Annotated in this window: 14 protein-coding genes, 2 tRNA genes and 3 rRNA genes; 4 read left to right on the top strand and 15 right to left on the bottom strand. The window is 58.9% G+C overall.

The annotated features are described in order from the left end of the window. Position 1: 1 nt before the first annotated feature. Genes FLM21_RS00275 through FLM21_RS00285 form a run of 3 tightly spaced genes read right to left on the bottom strand, consistent with a single transcriptional unit; the run spans position 2 to position 2,291 of the window. Positions 2–634, bottom strand: coding sequence for a type IV pilus inner membrane component PilO (locus tag FLM21_RS00275; RefSeq protein WP_148713653.1), 633 nt, complete (start codon positions 632–634; stop codon positions 2–4). After that, positions 631–1,221 (bottom strand): PilN domain-containing protein, encoded by a 591-nt coding sequence (locus FLM21_RS00280; RefSeq protein ID WP_148713654.1) that lies wholly within the window; start codon positions 1,219–1,221, stop codon positions 631–633. Before FLM21_RS00280 ends, FLM21_RS00275 begins: the two co-directional genes overlap by 4 nt. Next, positions 1,218–2,291, bottom strand: coding sequence for a pilus assembly protein PilM (locus tag FLM21_RS00285; RefSeq protein ID WP_148713655.1), 1,074 nt, complete (start codon positions 2,289–2,291; stop codon positions 1,218–1,220). Before FLM21_RS00285 ends, FLM21_RS00280 begins: the two co-directional genes overlap by 4 nt. Before the next feature lie 217 nt (positions 2,292–2,508). On the opposite strand from FLM21_RS00285, the gene FLM21_RS00290 reads away from it, so the two are divergent. The 4 genes from FLM21_RS00290 (at position 2,509) to FLM21_RS00305 (ending at position 7,627) form a co-directional block, all read left to right on the top strand. Continuing rightward, positions 2,509–4,770, top strand: a complete 2,262-nt coding sequence (locus FLM21_RS00290; protein WP_246120788.1) for a penicillin-binding protein 1A — start codon at positions 2,509–2,511, stop codon at positions 4,768–4,770. 81 nt (positions 4,771–4,851) lie between these two features. Further along, positions 4,852–5,451 (top strand): nucleotidyltransferase family protein, encoded by a 600-nt coding sequence (locus FLM21_RS00295; RefSeq protein WP_148713657.1) that lies wholly within the window; start codon positions 4,852–4,854, stop codon positions 5,449–5,451. Between the two features lie 8 nt (positions 5,452–5,459). Then, the gene (locus FLM21_RS00300) at positions 5,460–6,188 is read left to right on the top strand and encodes a flagellar brake protein (RefSeq protein WP_187360024.1); all 729 of its coding nucleotides are present in this window, start codon (positions 5,460–5,462) and stop codon (positions 6,186–6,188) included. Next, a complete protein-coding gene (locus tag FLM21_RS00305; RefSeq protein WP_148713659.1) occupies positions 6,185–7,627 on the top strand; it encodes an NAD(P)H-hydrate dehydratase in 1,443 nt (480 codons plus the stop codon). The genes FLM21_RS00300 and FLM21_RS00305 overlap by 4 nt, the downstream gene beginning before the upstream one ends. Before the next feature lie 66 nt (positions 7,628–7,693). Here the strand turns inward: FLM21_RS00305 and FLM21_RS00310 are convergent. The 12 genes from FLM21_RS00310 to FLM21_RS00365 form a co-directional block, all read right to left on the bottom strand. Beyond that, positions 7,694–8,799, bottom strand: a protein-coding gene (locus FLM21_RS00310) for an IS3 family transposase (RefSeq protein WP_373281771.1) whose coding sequence is annotated in 2 segments (ribosomal slippage) — positions 7,694–8,550 and positions 8,550–8,799 — 1,107 coding nt in all. Because the reading frame shifts where the segments join, the coding sequence is not laid out codon by codon here. 148 nt (positions 8,800–8,947) lie between these two features. Continuing rightward, positions 8,948–9,060: ribosomal RNA gene (rrf, locus tag FLM21_RS00315) — 5S ribosomal RNA — on the bottom strand. A gap of 172 nt (positions 9,061–9,232) precedes the next feature. Next, positions 9,233–12,122: ribosomal RNA gene (locus tag FLM21_RS00320) — 23S ribosomal RNA — on the bottom strand. Between the two features lie 239 nt (positions 12,123–12,361). Further along, positions 12,362–12,437: transfer RNA gene (locus FLM21_RS00325), tRNA-Ala, on the bottom strand. A gap of 38 nt (positions 12,438–12,475) precedes the next feature. Continuing rightward, positions 12,476–12,552 (bottom strand) — tRNA-Ile (locus FLM21_RS00330). A 173-nt stretch (positions 12,553–12,725) separates the two neighbouring features. Further along, a 16S ribosomal RNA gene (locus tag FLM21_RS00335) occupies positions 12,726–14,259 on the bottom strand. Together the 16S, 23S and 5S rRNA genes with 2 tRNA genes alongside form the textbook arrangement of a ribosomal RNA operon. A 440-nt stretch (positions 14,260–14,699) precedes the next feature. Then, positions 14,700–15,164, bottom strand: a complete 465-nt coding sequence (locus FLM21_RS00340) for a GNAT family N-acetyltransferase (protein WP_222846739.1) — start codon at positions 15,162–15,164, stop codon at positions 14,700–14,702. A gap of 77 nt (positions 15,165–15,241) precedes the next feature. Beyond that, complete coding sequence (locus FLM21_RS00345) at positions 15,242–16,555, bottom strand: THUMP domain-containing class I SAM-dependent RNA methyltransferase (RefSeq protein ID WP_187360025.1); 1,314 nt, start codon at positions 16,553–16,555, stop codon at positions 15,242–15,244. A gap of 7 nt (positions 16,556–16,562) precedes the next feature. Beyond that, positions 16,563–16,910, bottom strand: a complete 348-nt coding sequence (locus FLM21_RS00350; protein ID WP_148713662.1) for an MmcQ/YjbR family DNA-binding protein — start codon at positions 16,908–16,910, stop codon at positions 16,563–16,565. Then, on the bottom strand, positions 16,907–18,148 hold the full coding sequence (locus FLM21_RS00355) for a DUF2399 domain-containing protein (RefSeq protein ID WP_148713663.1): 1,242 nt from the start codon (positions 18,146–18,148) through the stop codon (positions 16,907–16,909). Before FLM21_RS00355 ends, FLM21_RS00350 begins: the two co-directional genes overlap by 4 nt. After that, complete coding sequence (locus FLM21_RS00360; RefSeq protein ID WP_148713664.1) at positions 18,145–20,964, bottom strand: AAA family ATPase; 2,820 nt, start codon at positions 20,962–20,964, stop codon at positions 18,145–18,147. The genes FLM21_RS00355 and FLM21_RS00360 overlap by 4 nt, the downstream gene beginning before the upstream one ends. Continuing rightward, positions 20,964–21,683, bottom strand: a complete 720-nt coding sequence (locus FLM21_RS00365; RefSeq protein ID WP_148713665.1) for a hypothetical protein — start codon at positions 21,681–21,683, stop codon at positions 20,964–20,966. The genes FLM21_RS00360 and FLM21_RS00365 overlap by 1 nt, the downstream gene beginning before the upstream one ends. Positions 21,684–21,686: the final 3 nt, after the last annotated feature.

Consider the following 21,686-nt stretch of genomic DNA (forward strand, 5'->3'; position numbering starts at 1 on the left):
CTTAGTTCCGCCTTTGCTTCTTCGCTTCAGCCTCAGCCTTGCGGATTTCCTGCTGTTCCGCTTCGTCGAGCGCACGATAGGTCTTCACCGTCGCCTCCAGCGTCAGCTGCCCTGCTTGTTTGTTCGTCAACTTCATATCGCCCAAGGTGACAATGCGAGACAGCTTGGCCACATCGCTAACAAATGCGGCGAGATCATGGTACGAACCGGAGATTTTGATGCTGATTGGCAGCTCAGCGAACTCTGCAGTCTTGACTTCGCTACCTGGCTTAAACAATTCGAACTGCAGTCCGCGGCCTACGCCTGCTTGGTTGATTTCAGTCAGCAGCGTTTCCATTTCAGACTTGTTCGGCAGCTGCTTCAACAACGCACCAAATGACTGCTGGATCTCAAGTAGCTGTTGGCGATAAGCCTCTAGATTGACCGCTTTCGCCTTCTTCTGCTTGAACTCTTCCTTTAACTGTTCTTCCCGCGCCTTGCCTTCATCAAGCAAGGTGAGTTGGTCAGACCAGACATAGAAGTGCCCTACCAACACGATGACCACGAACATGATCACCAACAAACCGAGTTGGGCTGCGGCAGGCCAATTGCCGATGTCCTTGGGGTCAAGGCTCCTGAGTTCGTCGAGCGTCATTGCGCGCCCCCTTGCTTGTTCTTGTCCGCTTCCGGATCAACAGCCAATGTCCGAGTAACCTTGATGCTGAGATTGAACTCAGACAAACGCTGATTGCCTACTTGGGCCGCCTTAACCTCGATCAGCAACGGCTGCTCGAACACTTCGGAATCGTTGAGGTTGCGCATCAGCGTCGACACGCGCGCGTTGGATTGGGCATAGCCGGTTAGCGTTAACTTATCGTCAGTCTGTTGAATATCCTTGAGATAGATCCCTTCAGGTGTCTGCCGCACCAGCTGGTCGACGATGCGCACAGATTCGGAACGGTTAGATTGCAGCCGCTCGACCACCTGCTTACGTGCCAACAACGCATCCTTCTCAGCCTTGAGTCGCTCAATCTCGGCAATCTCGCGGTCCAGCTTGGTGTTTTCGTCGGTGAGAAACTGGTTGCGCTCATCCTGCGTGCTGATGCGCGCTTCCAGCACCAAATAGCCCGCAACGACAACGCCGACGGCCGCCGCAAACACGATACCCAGTAAGGCGAGATAACGACGCTGCCGCGCCAGCCGCTTCTGTTCGCGGTGAGGTAAGAGGTTAATCCTGATCATGACGGGTCGAACCTCCGCATCGCGAGCCCGCACGCGATCAACAAGCTGGGCGCATCGAGTTGTATTTGTTTGCCCCGGAGCTTACCGGTGGCCATGCCATAGAAAGGATTGGCGCGCATCGCACTGGCGACCTGGGTTCGGCTGGAAACCGCCTCGTCGAGGCCATGTATGGCACTGCAGCCGCCAGCCAGCAGGATATGATCAACCGAGTTGAAGTTGCTCGACGTATAGAAGAACTGCAGCGAGCGCGAGATTTCCAGCGCTAGCGTGTCGATGAAGGGTTGCAGGACTTCCGGCTCGTAGTTTTCCGGCAGCCCACCCGACTTCTTGGCCTGCTCTGCCTCTTCGAACGACATGTTGAACTTACGCTGTATTTCCTGCGTCAGCTGGTTGCCGGCATACGCTTGATCACGGCTATAAATCGACTGCCCATCCTTGAAGATATTCATGTGCATCGCTGTGGCACCGATGTCCACGACCGCAACGATCTGGTTCTCGCCTCGGCCGGGCAGCTGCGGGCGCATCAGTTCGAAGGCGGCCTGCGTAGCATAGAGTTCGACGTCGACAACCGAAGCCTTGAGACCGGCGCCCTCGACCACGGCAACCCGCTCATCGACCTTTTCCTTTTTCGCCGCAGCGATCAATACGTCCTCTTCATCCGGTACAGCTGGAGATGGACCCAACACTTGGAAGTCGAGGTTCACTTCGTCAAGCGAGAAGGGGATGTATTGATTAGCTTCGGTTTCGACCTGGTTTTCCAGATCACGCTCGGACAGGCCAACAGGCACCAATATCTTCTTGGTGATCACCGCAGCAGCAGGCAGGGCGATGGAGACGTTCTTCACGCGCGAGCCCAGTTGCCGCCAGGCCCGGCGTAGCGCGTCGGTCACGGCATCCGGGTTGGTGATGTTACCGTCCGACACCGCATCCTTGGGGAGGGGTTCGATGGTATAACGGTCCAGGCTGTAGTTACGCCCGGCCACGCTCAGTTCGACCATCTTCACGGCCGACGAGCTGATGTCCACGCCGATCAACGGCGCTGCCTTGGGCTTGAGAAAGTCGAGATTCAAAGAGAAATTTCCTTATTAAATAGGAAACTAGAATAGTTTTTTACGGCGATACAGCAAAAATCCTAGCAGCGCTATGCAAGCCCTGTAAAGCAAGCTAAGCAGAGCATTCGTTTTTTGCAACATCGGCTGAATCGCGTAAATTACGGCCCAACAAATCGATCGATCAATACATATGACTCGAAGAATCGTTCTGATCAGTGCTGGCGTCCTGGCAGGCTTGGCTTTATTTGCCGTCGGTCTGCTGTTTTTCGCCGTCCTGCTTACCTATCCTCGACTTCCCTCGCTCAATGCGCTAACCGATTACCGTCCCAAAATACCCCTTCGCGTCTATACCGCCGATCAAGTGCTGATCGGCGAGTTCGGCGAAGAACGCCGCGCCTTCGTTCCCATCGCCCAGGTGCCTGCCGTGATGAAGCAGGCCTTGCTCGCCGCCGAGGATGAACGTTTTTACACCCATGGCGGCGTCGATTATGTCGGTGTAGTAAGGGCTATGCTTGGCAACGTGCTATCCGGGCAATCTCAATCGGGCGCCAGTACCATCACCATGCAGGTGGCACGCAATTTTTATCTAACCAACGAAAAAACCTTTACAAGAAAATTCAACGAAGCATTGCTTTCGTTCAAGATTGAGCACAATTTATCGAAGGATCAGATCCTCGAGCTCTACATCAACCAGATTTATCTCGGTCAGCGGGCATATGGATTTGCCGCCGCCGCGCAAACTTATTTCGGCAAACCGCTCTCTCAGTTATCGATCGCCGAGGCAGCCATGCTGGCCGGCCTGCCCAAGGCCCCGTCCAAGTACAATCCGGTTGCCAATCCCAAGCGGGCCACGCTACGGCAGCACTACGTACTGCGCCGCATGCACGAGCTCAAGTTCATTGACGGCGCCCAGTACCAAGCCGCGCTGAAGGAACCACTGAAAGTCCGGCAAAGCGCTGGCATCCAATATACGGTCCACGCCGAGTACTTGGCCGAGATGGTGCGCCAAGCAATGTACGAGCGTTACAAGGATGCCGCCTACACCCAGGGATTCAAGGTCTACACGACACTCGACAGCCAGCAGCAGACAGCCGCGTACGGCGCGCTACGCAAGGGCCTGCAAGTTTACGACAACCGTCATGGTTATCGCGGCCCGGAAGGCTATATCGACGCCACTCTCTTACAACAAGGCAAGGAAGATTTGCTTGTCGACGCACTCGAAGGCAGCGAGGATGCCGGCGAGTTCAAGCTCGCGGTAGTGAATGAGGCGAGTAGCAAGCAGGTATCCGCAGTCCTAAAAAACGGTGAAGTAATTCGCATTGATAGCGACGGCCTGCGCGCAGTTCGCTTCGCTCTATCGGACAAGGCCTCGCCGACGACCCGCATCCGCGCCGGCGCCTTGATCCGCGTCCGTGAAGGTGACAAGGGTTGGCAGATTACCCAGCTGCCGCAAGTCGAGGGGGCGTTTGTCGCGCTAGATCCAAGCAATGGCGCCATCCGCGCGCTGGTCGGCGGCTTCGACTTCAACCGCAATCATTTCAATCATGTCACCCAGGCTTGGCGGCAACCGGGCTCCAGCTTCAAGCCCTTTGTCTATTCAGCGGCCATCGAGCGCGGTGTCACTCCGGCAACCATGGTGAACGATGCCCCGCTGGTCATCGACCCGCAGGACATCGGCGGCCAACGCTGGGAACCAAAGAACTACGATGGCCGCTATGCCGGCATGATGTCGGTCCGCGATGCGCTCACCCGCTCGAAGAATCTGGTTTCGATCCGGCTGCTGCAGTCGATCGGTCCTAAGTACGCGCAACAACACATCACCCGCTTCGGCTTTCCCGCCAACAAGCATCCTGCCTATCTGACAATGGCACTTGGCGCAGGGAGCGTCACGCCGCTACAACTGGCCGAGGGCTACGCAGTGTTCGCCAATACTGGCTACCGCGTGCTGCCCTACTTCATCGATCGGATCGAGAGCGACCGGGGCGAGCTGCTTGCCCGGATGGAACCGGAAGTGGCCGGCAAGAACGCCAAGCGCACGCTGGATGCCCGTAACGCCTTCGTCATGACCTCGATGATGCAGGATGTGGTCCGCCGTGGCACCGCCGCGAAAGCCAAGGTGCTGGGCCGCCACGATCTGGCCGGCAAGACCGGCACGACCAACGATGCAATCGACGCCTGGTTCGCCGGCTACAACCCCGATGTGGTCGCCGTGGTGTGGATGGGTTTCGATCAACCACGCTCGCTGGGGGGCAGCGAAACCGGTGGCGCCGCAGCGCTGCCAATCTGGATCGACTTCATGAGCGTGGCACTCAACGGCAAGCCTGAGAGGCAGCAGCCAGTTCCGGACGGCCTGATCGTCCGCTCGACCGAGACCGAAGGCGGTGCGCTCAACGAGTACTTCTATGCCGAATTCCCGGAAACCAATCCCGAGCTGGGCTTGGGCAGCGGTGGCGCAGCGGCGCAGCCCCTGGAAGAGATCAAGGACCAGCTGTTTTAATCACAGCGCCTCAAGTCGCGCAAGCGCGATTGCCTACGATGCGTTAGAGTCTGCAGGCAACGCGCACGCGAGGAGAGGACCATGGGCAAGTCACACTTGATCGAGCGCAGCGCAGACAGCCTGCGCCAGGAAATCGCTCACCGCGCCGCCCGGCTGATCGCCGAGGACCACATCCACGATTTCGGCCTTGCCAAAAAAAAGGCCGCACGCCAGCTCGGCGTGACCGAAGCACGCAACCTGCCGTCCAACAGCGAAATCGAGCAGGCGTTGTCCGATTACCGTGCAATCTATCAGCCCGGCCACGACGATGCCGTGCTGTCGTTGCGCCGTAAGGCCGTTCAGGTGATGCGTTGGTTGGCGGCGTTCCAGCCTTATCTGACGGGCTCGGTGCTCAGCGGCGTTGCCAGCGAGCACTCCGATATAAATCTGCTGTTGTTCCTTGACGACCCCAAGAGTGTCGAGCTGTTCCTACTCAACCAGCAGGTCGAGTACGAACACCTGGAACCACGCAATTCACCGCGCTTCGCCGACCACCCGACCCTGGCATTCTGGTTCGACGAAAGCCTGGTCAAGCTGCACGTACGTCCCCACAATGCAGAACGGCAAACGGTCAAACGCGAGGAACGGGCACGGTTGGAGCACGTCGAGGCGCTGCTCGCGGAGCCGCACCCGGTACCTTGATGCCGGCCATGCAATCTCCCAGCCTCGCCCCCACCTACCTCAAGGATCCCAGCCCCTACTTGGTCGACGCCGCTGTCGAAGTGGATCATCTGTTACAACATCTGCTGCTACATGGGGGTCTGCTCTGCCTTTATCCCAAGGGAAGGCGAGAGCCCGTGGTCATCAGCGCGATCCTGGAACTCGACAATACGCAGCTGTATCTCGACTCCAGTCCGGACTCCACGATCAATCAACTGCTATTGCGGCGTGGCCTGATTGCGGTGACGCAGCTGCGAGGCGTCAAACATCAGTTCGAAAGCGAGCTGGTGGCCTCCGCCGAGATTGACCAGCGCTTGGCGCTCGCCATTCCGCGTCCTCGTCAAATGCTGCGGTTGCAAAGGCGACGCAGCTATCGTCTGGCACTACCATTGGGGGCGCCGATCTTGTGTACATTGAGCGAAATGGCCGTCGCCTTGCCGATCGCGGATTTGAGTCAGGACGGCTTGGCGCTGGTCGCCGATGCGCCATTGGATCTGCAACTTGGCCAGACCTTGGCCACAGCAAGCTTCGCGCTGCCGGATGGCAGCAAGATCGAGGCCGCATTGAGGCTCCAATCCGTGGTCGAAGCGCCGCGCAAAGTGGGGCCACCTGCGATCCACTACGGCTTTCGCATGCTCTCACTCTCGCCAGCAGCGCGCCGTGCACTACAGCGTTATCTGGTGCAACTGGAACGCCAGCGCCTGGAGCGTGAACGATGAATCCACATGAGCTCTGGCACAGCACAGCGTTGCGACAGCTTGAACAACGTCACGCCGACCATCAGCCTGGTTTGATGGTACTGGCCGGTTCAGCCATTGCCGATTGGATCATGGATCATTACACCAAACAGCCTATCGCTGTCGTCGCAGGCCCAGGCAACAACGGTGGTGATGCATTGATTGCGGCACAGCAGCTGCAACGAGCGGGGTGGCCAATCCAGGTTCATCGGTATGGCTCCTGTCTCCACGCGGAGCTCGAGAAGGGTTTGCTCATCACGACCACCCCGACTGAACCAGGTGCCGGCATCTTGCTGGACGGACTGTTCGGCATCGGTCTGCATCAGGCTCCACGCGATGAAGCAGCGGATTGGATCCAGTGCATCAACCTGAGTGGTAGCACTATCATCGCCATTGATGTGCCGAGTGGGCTCGATAGTGACACCGGACATGTACCCGGTGCAGTGGTGCATGCAGCCCAGACACTAACCCTGATTGGTAACAAACCCGGCCTCCACACCGGCATCGGGCGGGATGTGGCGGGGAACGTCCACGTGCTGGATCTAGGTGTCGCCGCAAATGACACAGCAAACTACACGCTGATAACTCGCGAGAATGTGTCCTGGCTACCAGCGCGTGCCCACGCCTCTCACAAAGGCAGCTTTGGCACTGCCGCGGTCATTGGCGGCGGCGAAGGCATGGTCGGTGCCGCCTTGCTGGCCGGCCGAGCGGCATTGCATGCGGGCACCGGCAAGGTGTTTGTCGGGTTGCTGGATGACACTCTTGCAGTGGATCCGCAGCAGCCGGAATTGATGATTCGAGCAGCTTCTGCGTTATCGCACCAAGCCGAGATTGATGTATTCGCCATCGGTCCGGGGCTGGGTCAAAGCGATGCCGCACTCGCCTTGGTCGACCATGCTTTAGTGCTGCCACAACCGCTAATACTGGATGCCGACGCACTCAATTTAGTGAGTAGCCATCTGGCTCTTCAGCATCAGCTCAAGGCACGACCAATCAACAGCACCATATTGACGCCGCACCCTGCCGAAGCAGCACGTCTGCTTGGCAGCACTACCGGTGAAGTCCAGACCAATCGGATTGCTGCAGCGGAACAACTGCGAGATCGATATCAATGTACCGTTGTATTGAAAGGCGCCGGCAGCATCATCGCCGCCCCCGACGCGGCCACTGCCATCAACGGTAGCGGCAACGGCGCACTCGCGGCTGCAGGGCAAGGAGACGTGCTCACCGGGGTGATCGCCGCCCTGCTGGCGCAAGGCTTGAACGCTTATGACGCCGCACGGCTTGCCGTATGGGCTCATGGCTTTGCCGCTGACCAGTGGCGCCAACATTACCCGACAGGGATTGGCCTGACGGCCTCCGATACGCTGCAGCTGGTTCGGGGGGTGCTCAATCACAGGGATTTTGGTATCGCCGTTTAATTGGCGATCTCTTGCACGTCCCGCAGTCTCCAACTCCTGACCTTCCCCCACGGAGTGAACCACTAATTAGTTAGCGATTTGCTCATGTTGGGGTTGATGGGTTTCCCAATACTGCATCGGGGTCTGGTACTGCAGGGCACTATGCGGCCGGACATGATTGTAGTCCTGTCGCCAAGATTCGATCATGGTTCGGGCTTGGGCCAGGTTGTGAAACACCAACTGGTTCAGGCACTCCTCCCTTAGTCGGCCATTGAAGCTCTCGATGAAGGCGTTCTCCACCGGTTTGCCGAGCCGGATGAATTGCAGCTTCACCCCATGGCGATGCGCCCATTCATCCAGTGCCCGACTGGTGAACTCCGGACCATTGTCGACCTGAATCAGCGCGGGCAAGCGGCCACCCAGGCGCAGTTGCTCCAGTACCCGTGCCACTCTGACACCAGAGAGTGAGTGATCCACTTCGATCCAGACGGCCTCACGATGCCAGGTGTCGATGATCGCCAGCAGGCGAATACGTCGGCCATTCCATAAACTGTCTGCCACAAAATCCATCGCCCAGCGCTGATCAGGTCCGGCTGCCAGCGGCAACACCACGCGCAAGTGACTGGGGCGTTTCTTGCGATGACGTAAACGCAACGACAAGCCTTCTTCACGGTAAAGCCGCTCCACCCGCTTGTGGTTGATACGCCAGCCTTCCCGCTGTAGCAGCACATGCAGCCGCGGCGCACCAAAGCGCCGCCGTTGTGCAGCCAGCTCACGCAGGCGTTGCCGCAATACCGCATTGGGGTCAGGCGGTGGCTGATGGCGCAGGGTATTGCGCGCGATCTGGACCAATGCACAGGCCCGCCGTTCCGAGATGCCGTGCGCCAGCATCAACTGGCGTGCAACAGTACGGCGTTGAGCGGGCCGGCTCAGTTTTTTGCCAGCACTTCCTTGAGCATCTGGATGTCGAGGGCTTGGTCAGCGACCAGCCGCTTGAGGCGATTGTTCTCGTCTTCAAGTTGTTTGAGGCGCCGCGCTTCGGGGACGTCCATGCCGCCGAATTTGGCGCGCCACTTGTAGAAAGTGGCATCCGAGATGCCGTGTTTGCGGCACAGCTCGACAGCTGGCAGACCTGCTTCGGCCTCTTTGAGGATGGCGATGATCTGTTCATCGGTAAAACGGGACTTGCGCATGCGGGCTCCTTGGCCGTCATGCTAACTAATTCTTGGTATAGCTGGGTGGGGGAAGGTCACTCCTACTCTCAGCGCTACGCCCTCCAAGGTTCAGCCCCACTCCAAACAAAAACCCCCTGATGCGCGGCATCAGGGGGTTCGATGGGGAGTCTGGCGATGACCTACTTTCACACGGGAATCCGCACTATCATCGGCGCTAAGTCGTTTCACGGTCCTGTTCGGGATGGGAAGGCGTGGGGCCAACTCGCTATGGTCGCCAGACGTAACTGGTTGCGTTACGACTGTTATCGTTTCGCTGAATTCGATAGAAGAAGCACTACTTCATGGCCTGGCTTGTGTCCGCATTCGCGTCCCTCACCACACCACACTCAAATTTGTTCAGGGTTTGTATCGAGTCTCGTCACAACACCCGAACCATCGCGGCTCAGGTTATAGGATCAAGCCTCACGGGCAATTAGTATCAGTTAGCTTAACGCATTACTGCGCTTCCACACCTGACCTATCAACGTCCTGGTCTCGAACGACCCTTCAGGGGAATCAAGTTCCCAGGGAAGTCTCATCTTGGGGCAAGTTTCGCGCTTAGATGCTTTCAGCGCTTATCTCTTCCGCACTTAGCTACCCGGCGATACCACTGGCGTGATAACCGGTACACCAGAGGTGCGTCCACTCCGGTCCTCTCGTACTAGGAGCAGCCCCCCTCAAACTTCCAACGCCCACTGCAGATAGGGACCAAACTGTCTCACGACGTTTTGAACCCAGCTCACGTACCACTTTAAATGGCGAACAGCCATACCCTTGGGACCGGCTACAGCCCCAGGATGTGATGAGCCGACATCGAGGTGCCAAACTCCGCCGTCGATGTGAACTCTTGGGCGGAATCAGCCTGTTATCCCCGGAGTACCTTTTATCCGTTGAGCGATGGCCCTTCCATACAGAACCACCGGATCACTATGTCCTGCTTTCGCACCTGCTCGACTTGTCGGTCTCGCAGTCAAGCCACCTTGTGCCATTACACTATCAGTACGATGTCCGACCGTACCTAGGTGACCTTCGAGCTCCTCCGTTACACTTTGGGAGGAGACCGCCCCAGTCAAACTGCCTACCATGCACGGTCCCCGATCCAGATGATGGACCTAGGTTAGAACCTCAAACGCACCAGGGTGGTATTTCAAGGACGGCTCCATGGCAACTAGCGTCACCACTTCAAAGCCTCCCACCTATCCTACACAAGTCCGTTCAAAGTCCAATGCAAAGCTACAGTAAAGGTTCACGGGGTCTTTCCGTCTAGCAGCGGGGAGATTGCATCTTCACAAACATTTCAACTTCGCTGAGTCTCAGGAGGAGACAGTGTGGCCATCGTTACGCCATTCGTGCGGGTCGGAACTTACCCGACAAGGAATTTCGCTACCTTAGGACCGTTATAGTTACGGCCGCCGTTTACCGGGGCTTCGATCAAGAGCTTGCACCCCATCACTTAACCTTCCGGCACCGGGCAGGCGTCACACCCTATACGTCCACTTTCGTGTTAGCAGAGTGCTGTGTTTTTGATAAACAGTCGCAGCCACCTTTTCACTGCAACCACTTCGAGCTCCACGAGCAAGTCGCTTCACCCTACAGTGGCACACCTTCTCCCGAAGTTACGGTGTCAATTTGCCGAGTTCCTTCTCCTGAGTTCTCTCAAGCGCCTTAGAATTCTCATCCTGCCCACCAGTGTCGGTTTGCGGTACGGTCAATTCTGAGCTGAAGCTTAGTGGCTTTTCCTGGAAGCATAGGATCAATCACTTCGGTCTCAATGAGACCTCGTCATCACGCCTCAGTGTTAACAGGGATCCGGATTTGCCTAAATCCCCCACCTACACGCTTAAACCGGGACATCCAACACCCGGCTGACCTACCTTTCTCCGTCCCCACATCGCACTCAGAATCGGTACAGGAATATTAACCTGTTTCCCATCGACTACGCTTTTCAGCCTCGCCTTAGGGGCCGACTCACCCTACGCCGATTAACGTTGCGTAGGAAACCTTGGGCTTTCGGCGAACGGGCTTTTCACCCGTTTTAACGCTACTCATGTCAGCATTCGCACTTCCGATACCTCCAGCAGCCTTTACAAGCCACCTTCACAGGCCTACGGAACGCTCCCCTACCATGTATCAAAGATACATCCGCGTCTTCGGTTCTAGATTTGAGCCCCGTTACATCTTCCGCGCAGGACGACTCGACCAGTGAGCTATTACGCTTTCTTTAAATGATGGCTGCTTCTAAGCCAACATCCTGGCTGTCTATGCCTTCCCACCTCGTTTTCCACTTAATCTAGCATTTGGGACCTTAGACGGCGGTCTGGGTTGTTTCCCTCTTGACACCGGACGTTAGCACCCGATGTCTGTCTCCCAAGCTCGCACTTAACGGTATTCAGAGTTTGCCATGGTTTGGTAAGTCGCGATGACCCCCTAGCCATAACAGTGCTTTACCCCCGTTAGTGATACTTGAGGCACTACCTAAATAGTTTTCGGGGAGAACCAGCTATTTCCAGGTTTGTTTAGCCTTTCACCCCTATCCACAGCTCATCCCCTAGTTTTGCAACACTAGTGGGTTCGGACCTCCAGTGCGTGTTACCGCACCTTCATCCTGGCCATGGATAGATCACCTGGTTTCGGGTCTACGCCCAGCAACTAAACGCCCTATTCGGACTCGGTTTCCCTACGCCTCCCCTATTCGGTTAAGCTCGCTACTGAACGTAAGTCGCTGACCCATTATACAAAAGGTACGCAGTCACCCCACGAGGGGGCTCCCACTGTTTGTATGCATCCGGTTTCAGGTTCTATTTCACTCCCCTCCCGGGGTTCTTTTCGCCTTTCCCTCACGGTACTGGTTCACTATCGGTCGATCACGAGTATTTAGCCTTGGAGGATGGTCCCCCCATCTTCGGACAGGATTTCGCGTGTCCCGCCTTACTTGTCGTATGCTCAGTACCACCATTGTCTTTTCGTGTACGGGGCTATCACCCACTATCGCTGGCCTTTCCATACCATTCCACTAAAACAATGACTATCACATACAGGCTCTTCCCATTTCGCTCGCCACTACTTTGGGAATCTCGGTTGATTTCTTTTCCTCAGGGTACTTAGATGTTTCAGTTCCCCTGGTTCGCTTCACATGACCTATGTATTCAGTCATGGATACCTCAAAAGAGGTGGGTTTCCCCATTCGGACATCTGCGGATCAAAGCTCGTTTGCCAGCTCCCCGCAGCTTTTCGCAGGCTGCCGCGTCCTTCATCGCCTGTGATCGCCAAGGCATCCACCAGATGCACTTATTCGCTTGATCCTATAACCTCAAACACGATGTGTTCTTGATTACAGTGTTTGCGACGTCTGAATCCTTCGACTTGTCGAATTCAGAACTCGATACAATCAAACCCAATTAAAACAAATTTGAGTCTTGCTTCTTCTATCTTGTTAAAGATCAGATACAGAGTTTAATACTCGTCCAACTGAAGCAGTCAGAAGCAAACCCACTGCATCTTGCAATGACTTTGCTTCTGAATCCTTCCAGACATTCGGTGTTGGTGGAGGCAGACGGGATCGAACCGACGACCCCCTGCTTGCAAAGCAGGTGCTCTCCCAACTGAGCTATGCCCCCATCGGATCAAACTGTCTTCCCATCCACCAAGCGGTAAATGGTGGGTCAGATAGGAATCGAACCTATGACCCCCGCCTTATCAAGACGGTGCTCTAACCGACTGAGCTACTGACCCAGTTTTCTTCCACCAGACCATTCACGCCACCCGCGCCATCATCATTTAGATAATCTACGCCGGCTGAGCGACTGACCCAGTTTCTTCCCCGGGTCATCTACATGACCCAGTTCTCCGTATCTTCAACTTACAGCCGATGAGTGTGAGTACTTGGCAAGAGAACCTTGCTCTTGAAAGGAGGTGATCCAGCCGCAGGTTCCCCTACGGCTACCTTGTTACGACTTCACCCCAGTCATGAATCCTACCGTGGTAACCGGCCTCCTTGCGGTTAGCCTAGCTACTTCTGGTAGAACCCACTCCCATGGTGTGACGGGCGGTGTGTACAAGGCCCGGGAACGTATTCACCGCGACATGCTGATCCGCGATTACTAGCGATTCCGACTTCATGCACTCGAGTTGCAGAGTGCAATCCGGACTACGATCGGTTTTATGAGATTGGCTCCCCCTCGCGGGTTGGCGACCCTCTGTACCGACCATTGTATGACGTGTGAAGCCCTGGTCATAAGGGCCATGAGGACTTGACGTCATCCCCACCTTCCTCCGGTTTGTCACCGGCAGTCTCCTTAAAGTGCTCAACTGAATGGTAGCAACTAAGGACAAGGGTTGCGCTCGTTGCGGGACTTAACCCAACATCTCACGACACGAGCTGACGACAGCCATGCAGCACCTGTGTTACGGCTCCCGAAGGCACCCCTCTATCTCTAAAGGGTTCCGTACATGTCAAGACCAGGTAAGGTTTTTCGCGTTGCATCGAATTAATCCACATCATCCACCGCTTGTGCGGGCCCCCGTCAATTCCTTTGAGTTTTAATCTTGCGACCGTACTCCCCAGGCGGTCTACTTCACGCGTTAGCTGCGTTACTAAGGATCGAAATCCCCAACAACTAGTAGACATCGTTTAGGGCGTGGACTACCAGGGTATCTAATCCTGTTTGCTCCCCACGCTTTCGTGCATGAGTGTCAGTGTCAGCCCAGGGGGTTGCCTTCGCCATCGGTGTTCCTCCACATCTCTACGCATTTCACTGCTACACGTGGAATTCCACCCCCCTCTGCCGCACTCTAGCGAGCCAGTCAGCAATGCAGTTCCCAGGTTGAGCCCGGGGATTTCACATCGCTCTTAACAAGCCACCTGCGCACGCTTTACGCCCAGTAATTCCGATTAACGCTTGGACCCTACGTATTACCGCGGCTGCTGGCACGTAGTTAGCCGGTCCTTATTCTTCAGGTACTCTCATCCCCGGGAGATATTAGCTCCAAGGATTTGCTCCCTGACAAAAGGGCTTTACAACCCGAAGGCCTTCTTCACCCACGCGGCATTGCTGGATCAGGCTTGCGCCCATTGTCCAAGATTCCCCACTGCTGCCTCCCGTAGGAGTCTGGGCCGTGTCTCAGTCCCAGTGTGGCGGGTCGTCCTCTCAGACCCGCTACTGATCGTCGCCTTGGTAGGCCTTTACCCTACCAACTAGCTAATCAGCCATCGGCCGCTCTAATAGCGTGAGGTCTTGCGATCCCCCACTTTCCCCCTCAGGGCGTATGCGGTATTAATCCGGCTTTCGCCGGGCTATCCCCCACTAATAGGCACGTTCCGATGTATTACTCACCCGTTCGCCACTCGTCAGCGGACCGAAGTCCCTGTTACCGTTCGACTTGCATGTGTAAAGCATGCCGCCAGCGTTCAATCTGAGCCAGGATCAAACTCTTTTGTTTAATCACTTAGCTTTAGTACTTTGGCTCGTACTTAACTCAAGGAATCATCCGAAGATGATTTTCTTTCGTCTCGTGCGAGCACTTGTTGGTTTCCCACCAAGCACTCACACGCATCGGCTGTATTTTGTTAAAGATCAGAACCGCTGCACCGCCGAAACCTGCTAAACTCTTCGTTTCGCTTGTTTCGTTGCTGTGTCAGCAGCGAAGAAGCCGAACTATACGGCCCTCCCACACACCCGTCAACACCTCCCCGCAAAATTCTTCCGCACAATCCGCTAAACCCCTGAACCGCAACGGAACATGGCAACAGCATCGGCGGTCATTCAGGCAGATGTGCGCTTGGGGTGCAGGCAAACAGCAAGGCAGAACACCGTAAACACCCAGGCCGCCCCTTAAGGCGGCCTGGGTGTTTATACGTCCAGCAAGCGTGGGCAGCCGATTCAGCTCCAGAGCATGCCGGCGTAAAGTCCCGGGTCGGAATGCTCAATCACCATCGCCCCCAAGGCGCAGCGATAGTATTCCACCGGGCCGGCAGAACCGATCACCGCATAGGCGTAGCCGTTGGCGTGCATGGCGTGCAGTGCAGTCAGCATCAAGGCCGTTCCAATGCCCTGCCCCCGCGCCGACTCATCCACCCCGGTCGGCCCGAACAGGCCTTTGGCGGTGGTGTCATAGCAGGCAAAGCCCAACAGCTGCCGATCACACGTGGCGACGAACACGGTGGGCGGGGCAAAGCCGAAGCCCACTTCGCATTCGCTTTGCCAAGTCGGTCCAAAAGTAGAGCCGGCCCAACCTGCGACCAAGTGCTTTTCCGGTGCCAGCCCACGCCGGATATCGAAGCCCTGCGCCTTGACCTTGGTGAGCGCCGGCTCCAGTGGCGGCAGGTCGTAAAGCCTGACCAGCATGTCCGGCATATCGTGGCCCTGTATCAGATAGAGAGATAAACAAAAGGGGCGCCCGAATGCGCCCCTTGTATACATACTCAGCGGTTGGAACCCGCCACCAGCTGGAACTCGTACAACCGGCATTCCAGTGCTCCGTTGTACAACGGGGTACGGCGGCTGGGCGAAAGCCGGATCAGTTTGGGCAGGCGTTGATCGCCAGTGAAGAAGAAGGCCCGCCAGCCGCTGAAGCGACGCTTCAAACCATCACCGAGCTGCGGGTAGAACGCCGCCAGCGCCTCCTGGTCTTCCAGCCGCACACCATAGGGCGGGTTGGCGATCAGGCAGCCCGGTTCGGCGGGGGGGGCGACATCGAGCACATCGGCGAGCTTGAGGGTGACCAGCGATTCCAGCCCCGCCGCCTTGATGTTCGCCCGCGCGGCGTCGAGTGCCATTGCATCACGGTCGCTACCGACAATCGGGTACCGCAGGGTTGTGAGCTCCTCGGCCCGCGCCTCTGCACGTACCGACTGCCAACGCTCCGGCTGGAACGGCTTCAGTTTTTCGAAGGCAAACTGGCGATCACGCCCCGGCGCGCGCTTGAGCGCAATTGCCGCAGCCTCGAGCACGAAGGTGCCGCTGCCGCACATGGGATCGAACAGCGCCTCCTGGCCATGCCAGCCCGCCAGTTGCAGCAAGCCGACGGCGAGGTTCTCGCGTAGCGGCGCATCGACCGTTTCAACGCGATGGCCACGCTTGAACAGCGGCTCGCCGGAGGTATCGAGATATAGCGTGGCAACGCGGTCGGTGAGGAACAGTTGCAGGCGCACGTCCGGCACAGCGGTGTCGACGCTGGGACGCTGCCCGGTGGCCGCGCGGAACACGTCGCAGACGGCATCCTTGATCTTGAGCGCGGCGAAATCGACGCTGCGCAACGGGCTACGCTGTGCAGTGACGCCCACCTTGATGGTGCGATACACGTCGAACAATGCCGGCCAGTCGATACGACTCGCCATGCGGAACAGGTCCGCCTCGTTGCGGTAGGCGTGCTCGTCGAGCCGCCACAGGATGCGGCTGGCAATGCGTGAATGCAGGTTGGCCTGGTAGACCAGCGACCACTCGCCGCTGAAGGCCGCGCCGCCATCGACCACGCGCACCTCGCCCGCCCCGATGGCAATCAGCTCATCGGCCAACAGGTGCTCCAGACCACGCGGGCTGGGCGCGAAGAACTGCTGGATGCCGCTGATTGTCAGCGGCTTGGGCTGGGGAGCTGGTGCTGCGACCGGCTTGGCCTCGGCCGCACGCGGTTGCGGCGGACGGACATGGCCGCGCGCGCCGGGACGTAGCGGTACCTTGCGCTCGTCGCTCGGCGCATCGGTGGTGCGCTTGGGCAGGCTAAGTGTTTTCTTGGTCATGACATTCTCAATCGAACGGTGGCAGCACTTGGCGCTGCCGAACCGGCAGCTTGGCGCGTACCAATCGGTAGGCATCGTGCAATAGCGCCGAAAGTGTTGCCTCGTCGAGCACGGCAACGTGATCGAGCGATACCCAGTGATGGCGCGCGAGATATGGCGCCGGCCGAACGCCTGGCAGATCGGTCAGCTCCAGGAAGCGGGTCGCATCGACCTTGAAGGCGATCGCGTCGCCATTGAGCCGATGCAGACTGAACATCTTGTCGCATACCGACCAGACCTCGACGTCGCCCCACTTGATGTCACTGCTGGCACCGGGCAGCGCGGCGCAGGTGGCACGCCAGAAATCCACGCTCATATGTATTGTTCCTGTTCAGCCTTCGCAGGCAGCCCGGCCTCATCCAGTCGAGCCATTGCGTCGACCAATTCAAGCAAGGGCGCTGCGATGCCGTGCCGCCGCAAAGCCTGGAGTTTACGCTGGTCTGCATCGTTCAGCGGCAACCTGTGCCGGCACCCGCGCAGGGTGTCACCATCCATGCCCCACGGTTGCCAAGGCAAACCCGCCGCTTCGACCCTTGCGGCCACACGCTGCGCCAGATCTACGCCCCAGGGATCGCAATCGCAAGCCACGACGACTGGCACCTGCGCCAAGGGCAGCAGATAGTCAAAACCACGCAACCACCAACCTGCTGCATACCCGGGCAACCAGATCAGCAACGTGACCCCATCGCGCAAATTCGATGCCGCACGAGCAAAACTGGTCAGATTCTCGACCACGGCTATTCGTCCGAAGCCATCCATGTGACTCATACCGGCCAGTGCCGTCGCCGTCAGCGCCATATGCTCATCCAGCTGAGCCAGATCGAAAGCCAATGCGCTGCCTCGCCAGACTCGGCCTGCCCCCGCCAGATACAACAGCGGCGGATGATCACCGATACCGCAAGCCGCCAGATCAACCGCTTCGGCCAGCCAACGCCATTCGGTTTCGCTGATCGCCTTAGTCGCCCCACGTGCCTCATGCGAAAAATCGCGCCGCGTTCCGCCCCGCCCAGCATCCAGCCACCGCACCAGAGCATCAAATAGTTCGCGACGTTTGATCGCTGTTTGCGGCGGGGAGTCACGCAATGCATGCGCCAGCAGAAATAACCGCTCATCATCAGCAACGACATGTCGCGCCGCAGCCCGCGCATCGCGCTCGGCATTCGGGTCAGGCAAGCCAAGTTCGACCCGCAAAGCTACCTTATCGAGCCAGCGCAAAATCTGCGGCTGCCACGATCCGCGCATATTGCGCGCGGTCACTTCCTCGACCTCGACCCAGCCACGCACCAGCAAGCCGGACAACAGCTCATGGGCCACTTCATGCTGTGCATTGCCCGACCACCTGACGCAATCGACCCAGCGAGTGCTTTCCGCTGCCGACTTCTTCAGCCAGATCATCAGCAGTTCGCGCCGCGCCTGCGGCCAATCACGCAAACTACGATCTGCATCACCACGCGCCCTGACCAGGCGACGACCATCCAGCGTGCTGCAACCGGCATCGCCCAGCGCCATCCACTCCAGCGCCGGATCACCCGGATAATCGCGCCACAGATTCACGAGGCGGCCGGCTCGGCCGCGCGGATGCGCCGTCGCGTCTGCGCGATCAGCGGCGCCCAGGTCTCGCCCGGCTGCTTTTTGCGCGTGGTCAGCGTCAATTCGGACGGGCCGTACACATTGGTATTGTGCGTCAGCGGCGTGGTGATCAGGTATTGCGCCTGCGTGGCCTTGAGGAAGCCACCGACACGGTCGATGTTGAAGATGTCGAGGTGGGCGAACGGCTCATCGATGAACACGAAGCCAGTCGGGTTCGATTCGTCCATCATCAGGCCGATCAAGAGGATCAGCGATTTCATCACTTGCTGGCCGCCCGACGCCTCGCCGTCATTCAGCCCCATCATGCCCTTCTGGTCGAAGTTGAAGCGTGCGGTGAGGCCAGCCTGGGCCAGCGTCAGGTCGTCGTTGTCGAGCTGCGGCAGATCGAGCTCGACCTCGATACCGGCCAGCTCGCCCAGCCGTTTCACATTGCGGCCATAGGCGCGCACGGTGGCCTTGAGCTTGTTGATATACGCGGCGCGGGCTTCGTCGGTGAGCTGGCTGGTGCGGTCGACCTCGTTGCGGTGCAGCTGGGTGTCACGCTCCAGCGCCGCATAGTCACCGGCCAGCTTGTCGCGCCGCGCCACCACCATCGGATCGGTTTCCCAATCGCCGCCGGCCAGCCGCGCCCGCTCGTGCTCGACCATGTGCAGCACTTCGCGCGAACCACCGTACTTGTCCTTCAGGGTGCGCAGCGCTTCAGCTGCGGCGTATGCAGGCGGCAGTGCCGCCTTGCCGCTGCGCAGCGCGCGGATCTGCCGCGACTGCTCTTCGCGCTGACGCGTCAGCTGATCTATCAGCGCGCCCACCTGGATATCGAGTCGGGTGCGCGCATCCTTCAGCTTCTCGAAGGCCACGCGGCCTTCCTCGCGGGCATTGCGGGTTTCGTCCCAGCCGACCTGGGCGGCGGCCAATGCAGCGCCAGCCTCCTGGGCCCGACGCTCCTCTTCCGGCCAGCGCTCGGCAACGGCGGCGAACTCATCCTGCCGCGCCGCAAGCTGCACCACCGCCTGCATGCCCATCAGTGACTGGGTGAGCATTGATACTTCGCGCTCCAGATCGCCAAGCTGCGCCTCGTCGGCCAGCAATTGCTCGTTCAGCTCACGCAGCCGGCGGCTCACTTCGGTGAGGCGCGAATGGCGTGCCGCCTCGCCGAAGGCATAGTCGCCGGGCTTGGCGGAGATATCCCGCGCGCCGCGGCGCTCCTTGTGATAGCCATCACGGGTGATCCAGTCGCCGTCGAGCTTCTGGCCATCGGCTACCGAGCGGGCACGCTGGGTTCGGCTGAGCAGGCCGACCAGCCAACCCGGCACATCGGCCTTGAAATCGACGATCTCCAAAATGGAATTGGCCGGCGCCCGCGCCACCGGCTCGCGCTCGGGCACGATGAAGTGGCGGTATTTCAGCTCCTGGCCGATTTCCCAGGCGCGCTGCCTGTCGCTGCTGCGATTGAGCAGGATGATATGGCGATAGGGTGTCAGCAGCGCCTCGACCGCATCCTGCCAGCTGTTGTCGCGCACCTCGACGATCTCGGTCAGCAGTTGGTGACCGATGCCGGCCTCGTCCAGCGCCGCACGCATGCGGGCGACGAAATCGGGATGCGGCGGGCGGCCCTGCTGCAGCGCGAATTGCGCCTCGGCCAGCCGCTGCCGCTCTTCCTTGGCGGCACGGATCGCCTGCTTGAGTTCGGCGACCGCGTCCTTGCGGCCGGAGAGCTTGTCGTTCAGCGCCACCGCGTCCGCACCGTGTTCCAGCTCGGCCAACTGGCGCAGCCGCTCGGCTTCCTTCAAGGTTTTTTCGCTGTCGCGCGCAGCATCGCGGGCATCCTGGAAGGCCTTGAATGCCAGATCGTACTCACGCCGCGCCGCTTCCTCGTGCGTCAGCGCCTCGCGCTGTGCGGCCTCAGCCTGGCGGTAGTCAATATCGATGGTATCGAGCTCATCCTGCTTCTGCCGCAAGGCGCGACGGCTGCCCTTGAACTGGTTGATGTAGCCACGCAGGCTGTCCCATTGCTCGACGTAGCGTAGTGCTGGCACCACCTGGGCTTCCAGCTGCTCGACGTCATCCTGCAACGCGCGCCATTCCAGGTGATTGTTGGCACGCAGCTTGAGCCGCTCGACATCGACGCCCAGCGTGGAGAGCTGCTGTTCCATCTTGGAGAGCTCGCCCTCGGCCTCCTTCAGCCGCAACTTGGTCTCGGCATAGTGATCGAGCACCTGCTTGTCGCCGAATACCTGGAACACCAGGTCGAGCAGCGCCTTGGGACTGTATTCGCACAGCTTGTCGGTATCGCCCTGCTCCAGCGCCAGCACCTCGGCGATCGCCGGCGTCAGCCCGGCCTGCTCCAGGCGGCGCTTGTATTCATTGACGCCGATCCACGACAGCTGCGATTCGGTCTCGGCCGTGAGCGTGACATTGCCCTCGGCAATGGCGTACTGCCGCACCCAGTCGCCGCCCTGCTTCTTGATGCGGCAGAACAGCGTGACCTCATCGCTGGTGGCCGGAAAGAACAGATAGGGGAACAAGCCGCCACTGTTGCGGCGCGGATTGCTCGCCACGCCACGCAGCCACGCATAGTTCTCGCGGTTGTTGCGCACATAGCGCTTATAGTCGCGCCGGCCCGAGCACTTGAGCGCCAGCAGCGTGCGCAGCGCATCGAGCAAAGTGGTCTTGCCCGAGCCATTGGGACCGACGATGGTAACGATCTGGGCATCGAGCGGCACGCGCACGGCACGCCAGAAATCCCAGTGGATCATTTCGAGTTCGCGGATCTGGAACATCAGTCCTGCTCTCCTGCCAGCTCCGGGGTATCGACGAAGAGCGCCTCATCCTCCTGCTCATCCTCCGCCTCAGGCTCTACCGCGATGCGCGTGCCCGACAGCTTGAGCACTTCGCCCAGCGCGCCGTCGATGATGCGCGGCGCGAGGCGGGCGTAGTCGATCATCAAATCGAGCAATGGCCCTTCAAAGATCATCTTGTTGCGGCGGACCACGAAGCCGAGCTTGGCGAGCTGGCCGAGGTTCATCGAGAAGCGCGCCTTGCCGCCGAGCTTCTTGCCGAAATCGGCGTAGACGGCGTCTTCCGGTACGCCGGGTGCCATCTCGTCACCATGGGTGATCGGCTTTTGCTCGCCGAACATGTCGGACTGCGTGTCACCGGCGCGCTCGGCGCGAGCGATCTGGCGCTCGCGCTTGGGCAGGATGATCAGCGCCCACAGCACCACCAGCAGCGCGATCGCGTCGCGCGGCAGGCCCATATTGTTGGACAGCCAATTCTCGCCCTCACCGAACACCCAGTCTTCCATCTCGGGCTTGAGGCCGACGGCGATGTATTCGGCGTAGGGATTCTCCAGCAGTTGCAGGCCGCACTCGGCGAGGCGCTGTTCCAGACTTTCGCGGAACGATTCGTCGATCAGTGCGCGGCGGGCCAGCGGATCGCGGCGGGCAATGAAGCGGTGCGCCAACAGGCGCGCCAGCAGGATGTTGAGGGCTTGATCCATGTG

It is taken from the genome of Chitinolyticbacter meiyuanensis (genome assembly GCF_008033135.1).
Lineage (GTDB): Bacteria > Pseudomonadota > Gammaproteobacteria > Burkholderiales > Chitinibacteraceae > Chitinolyticbacter > Chitinolyticbacter meiyuanensis.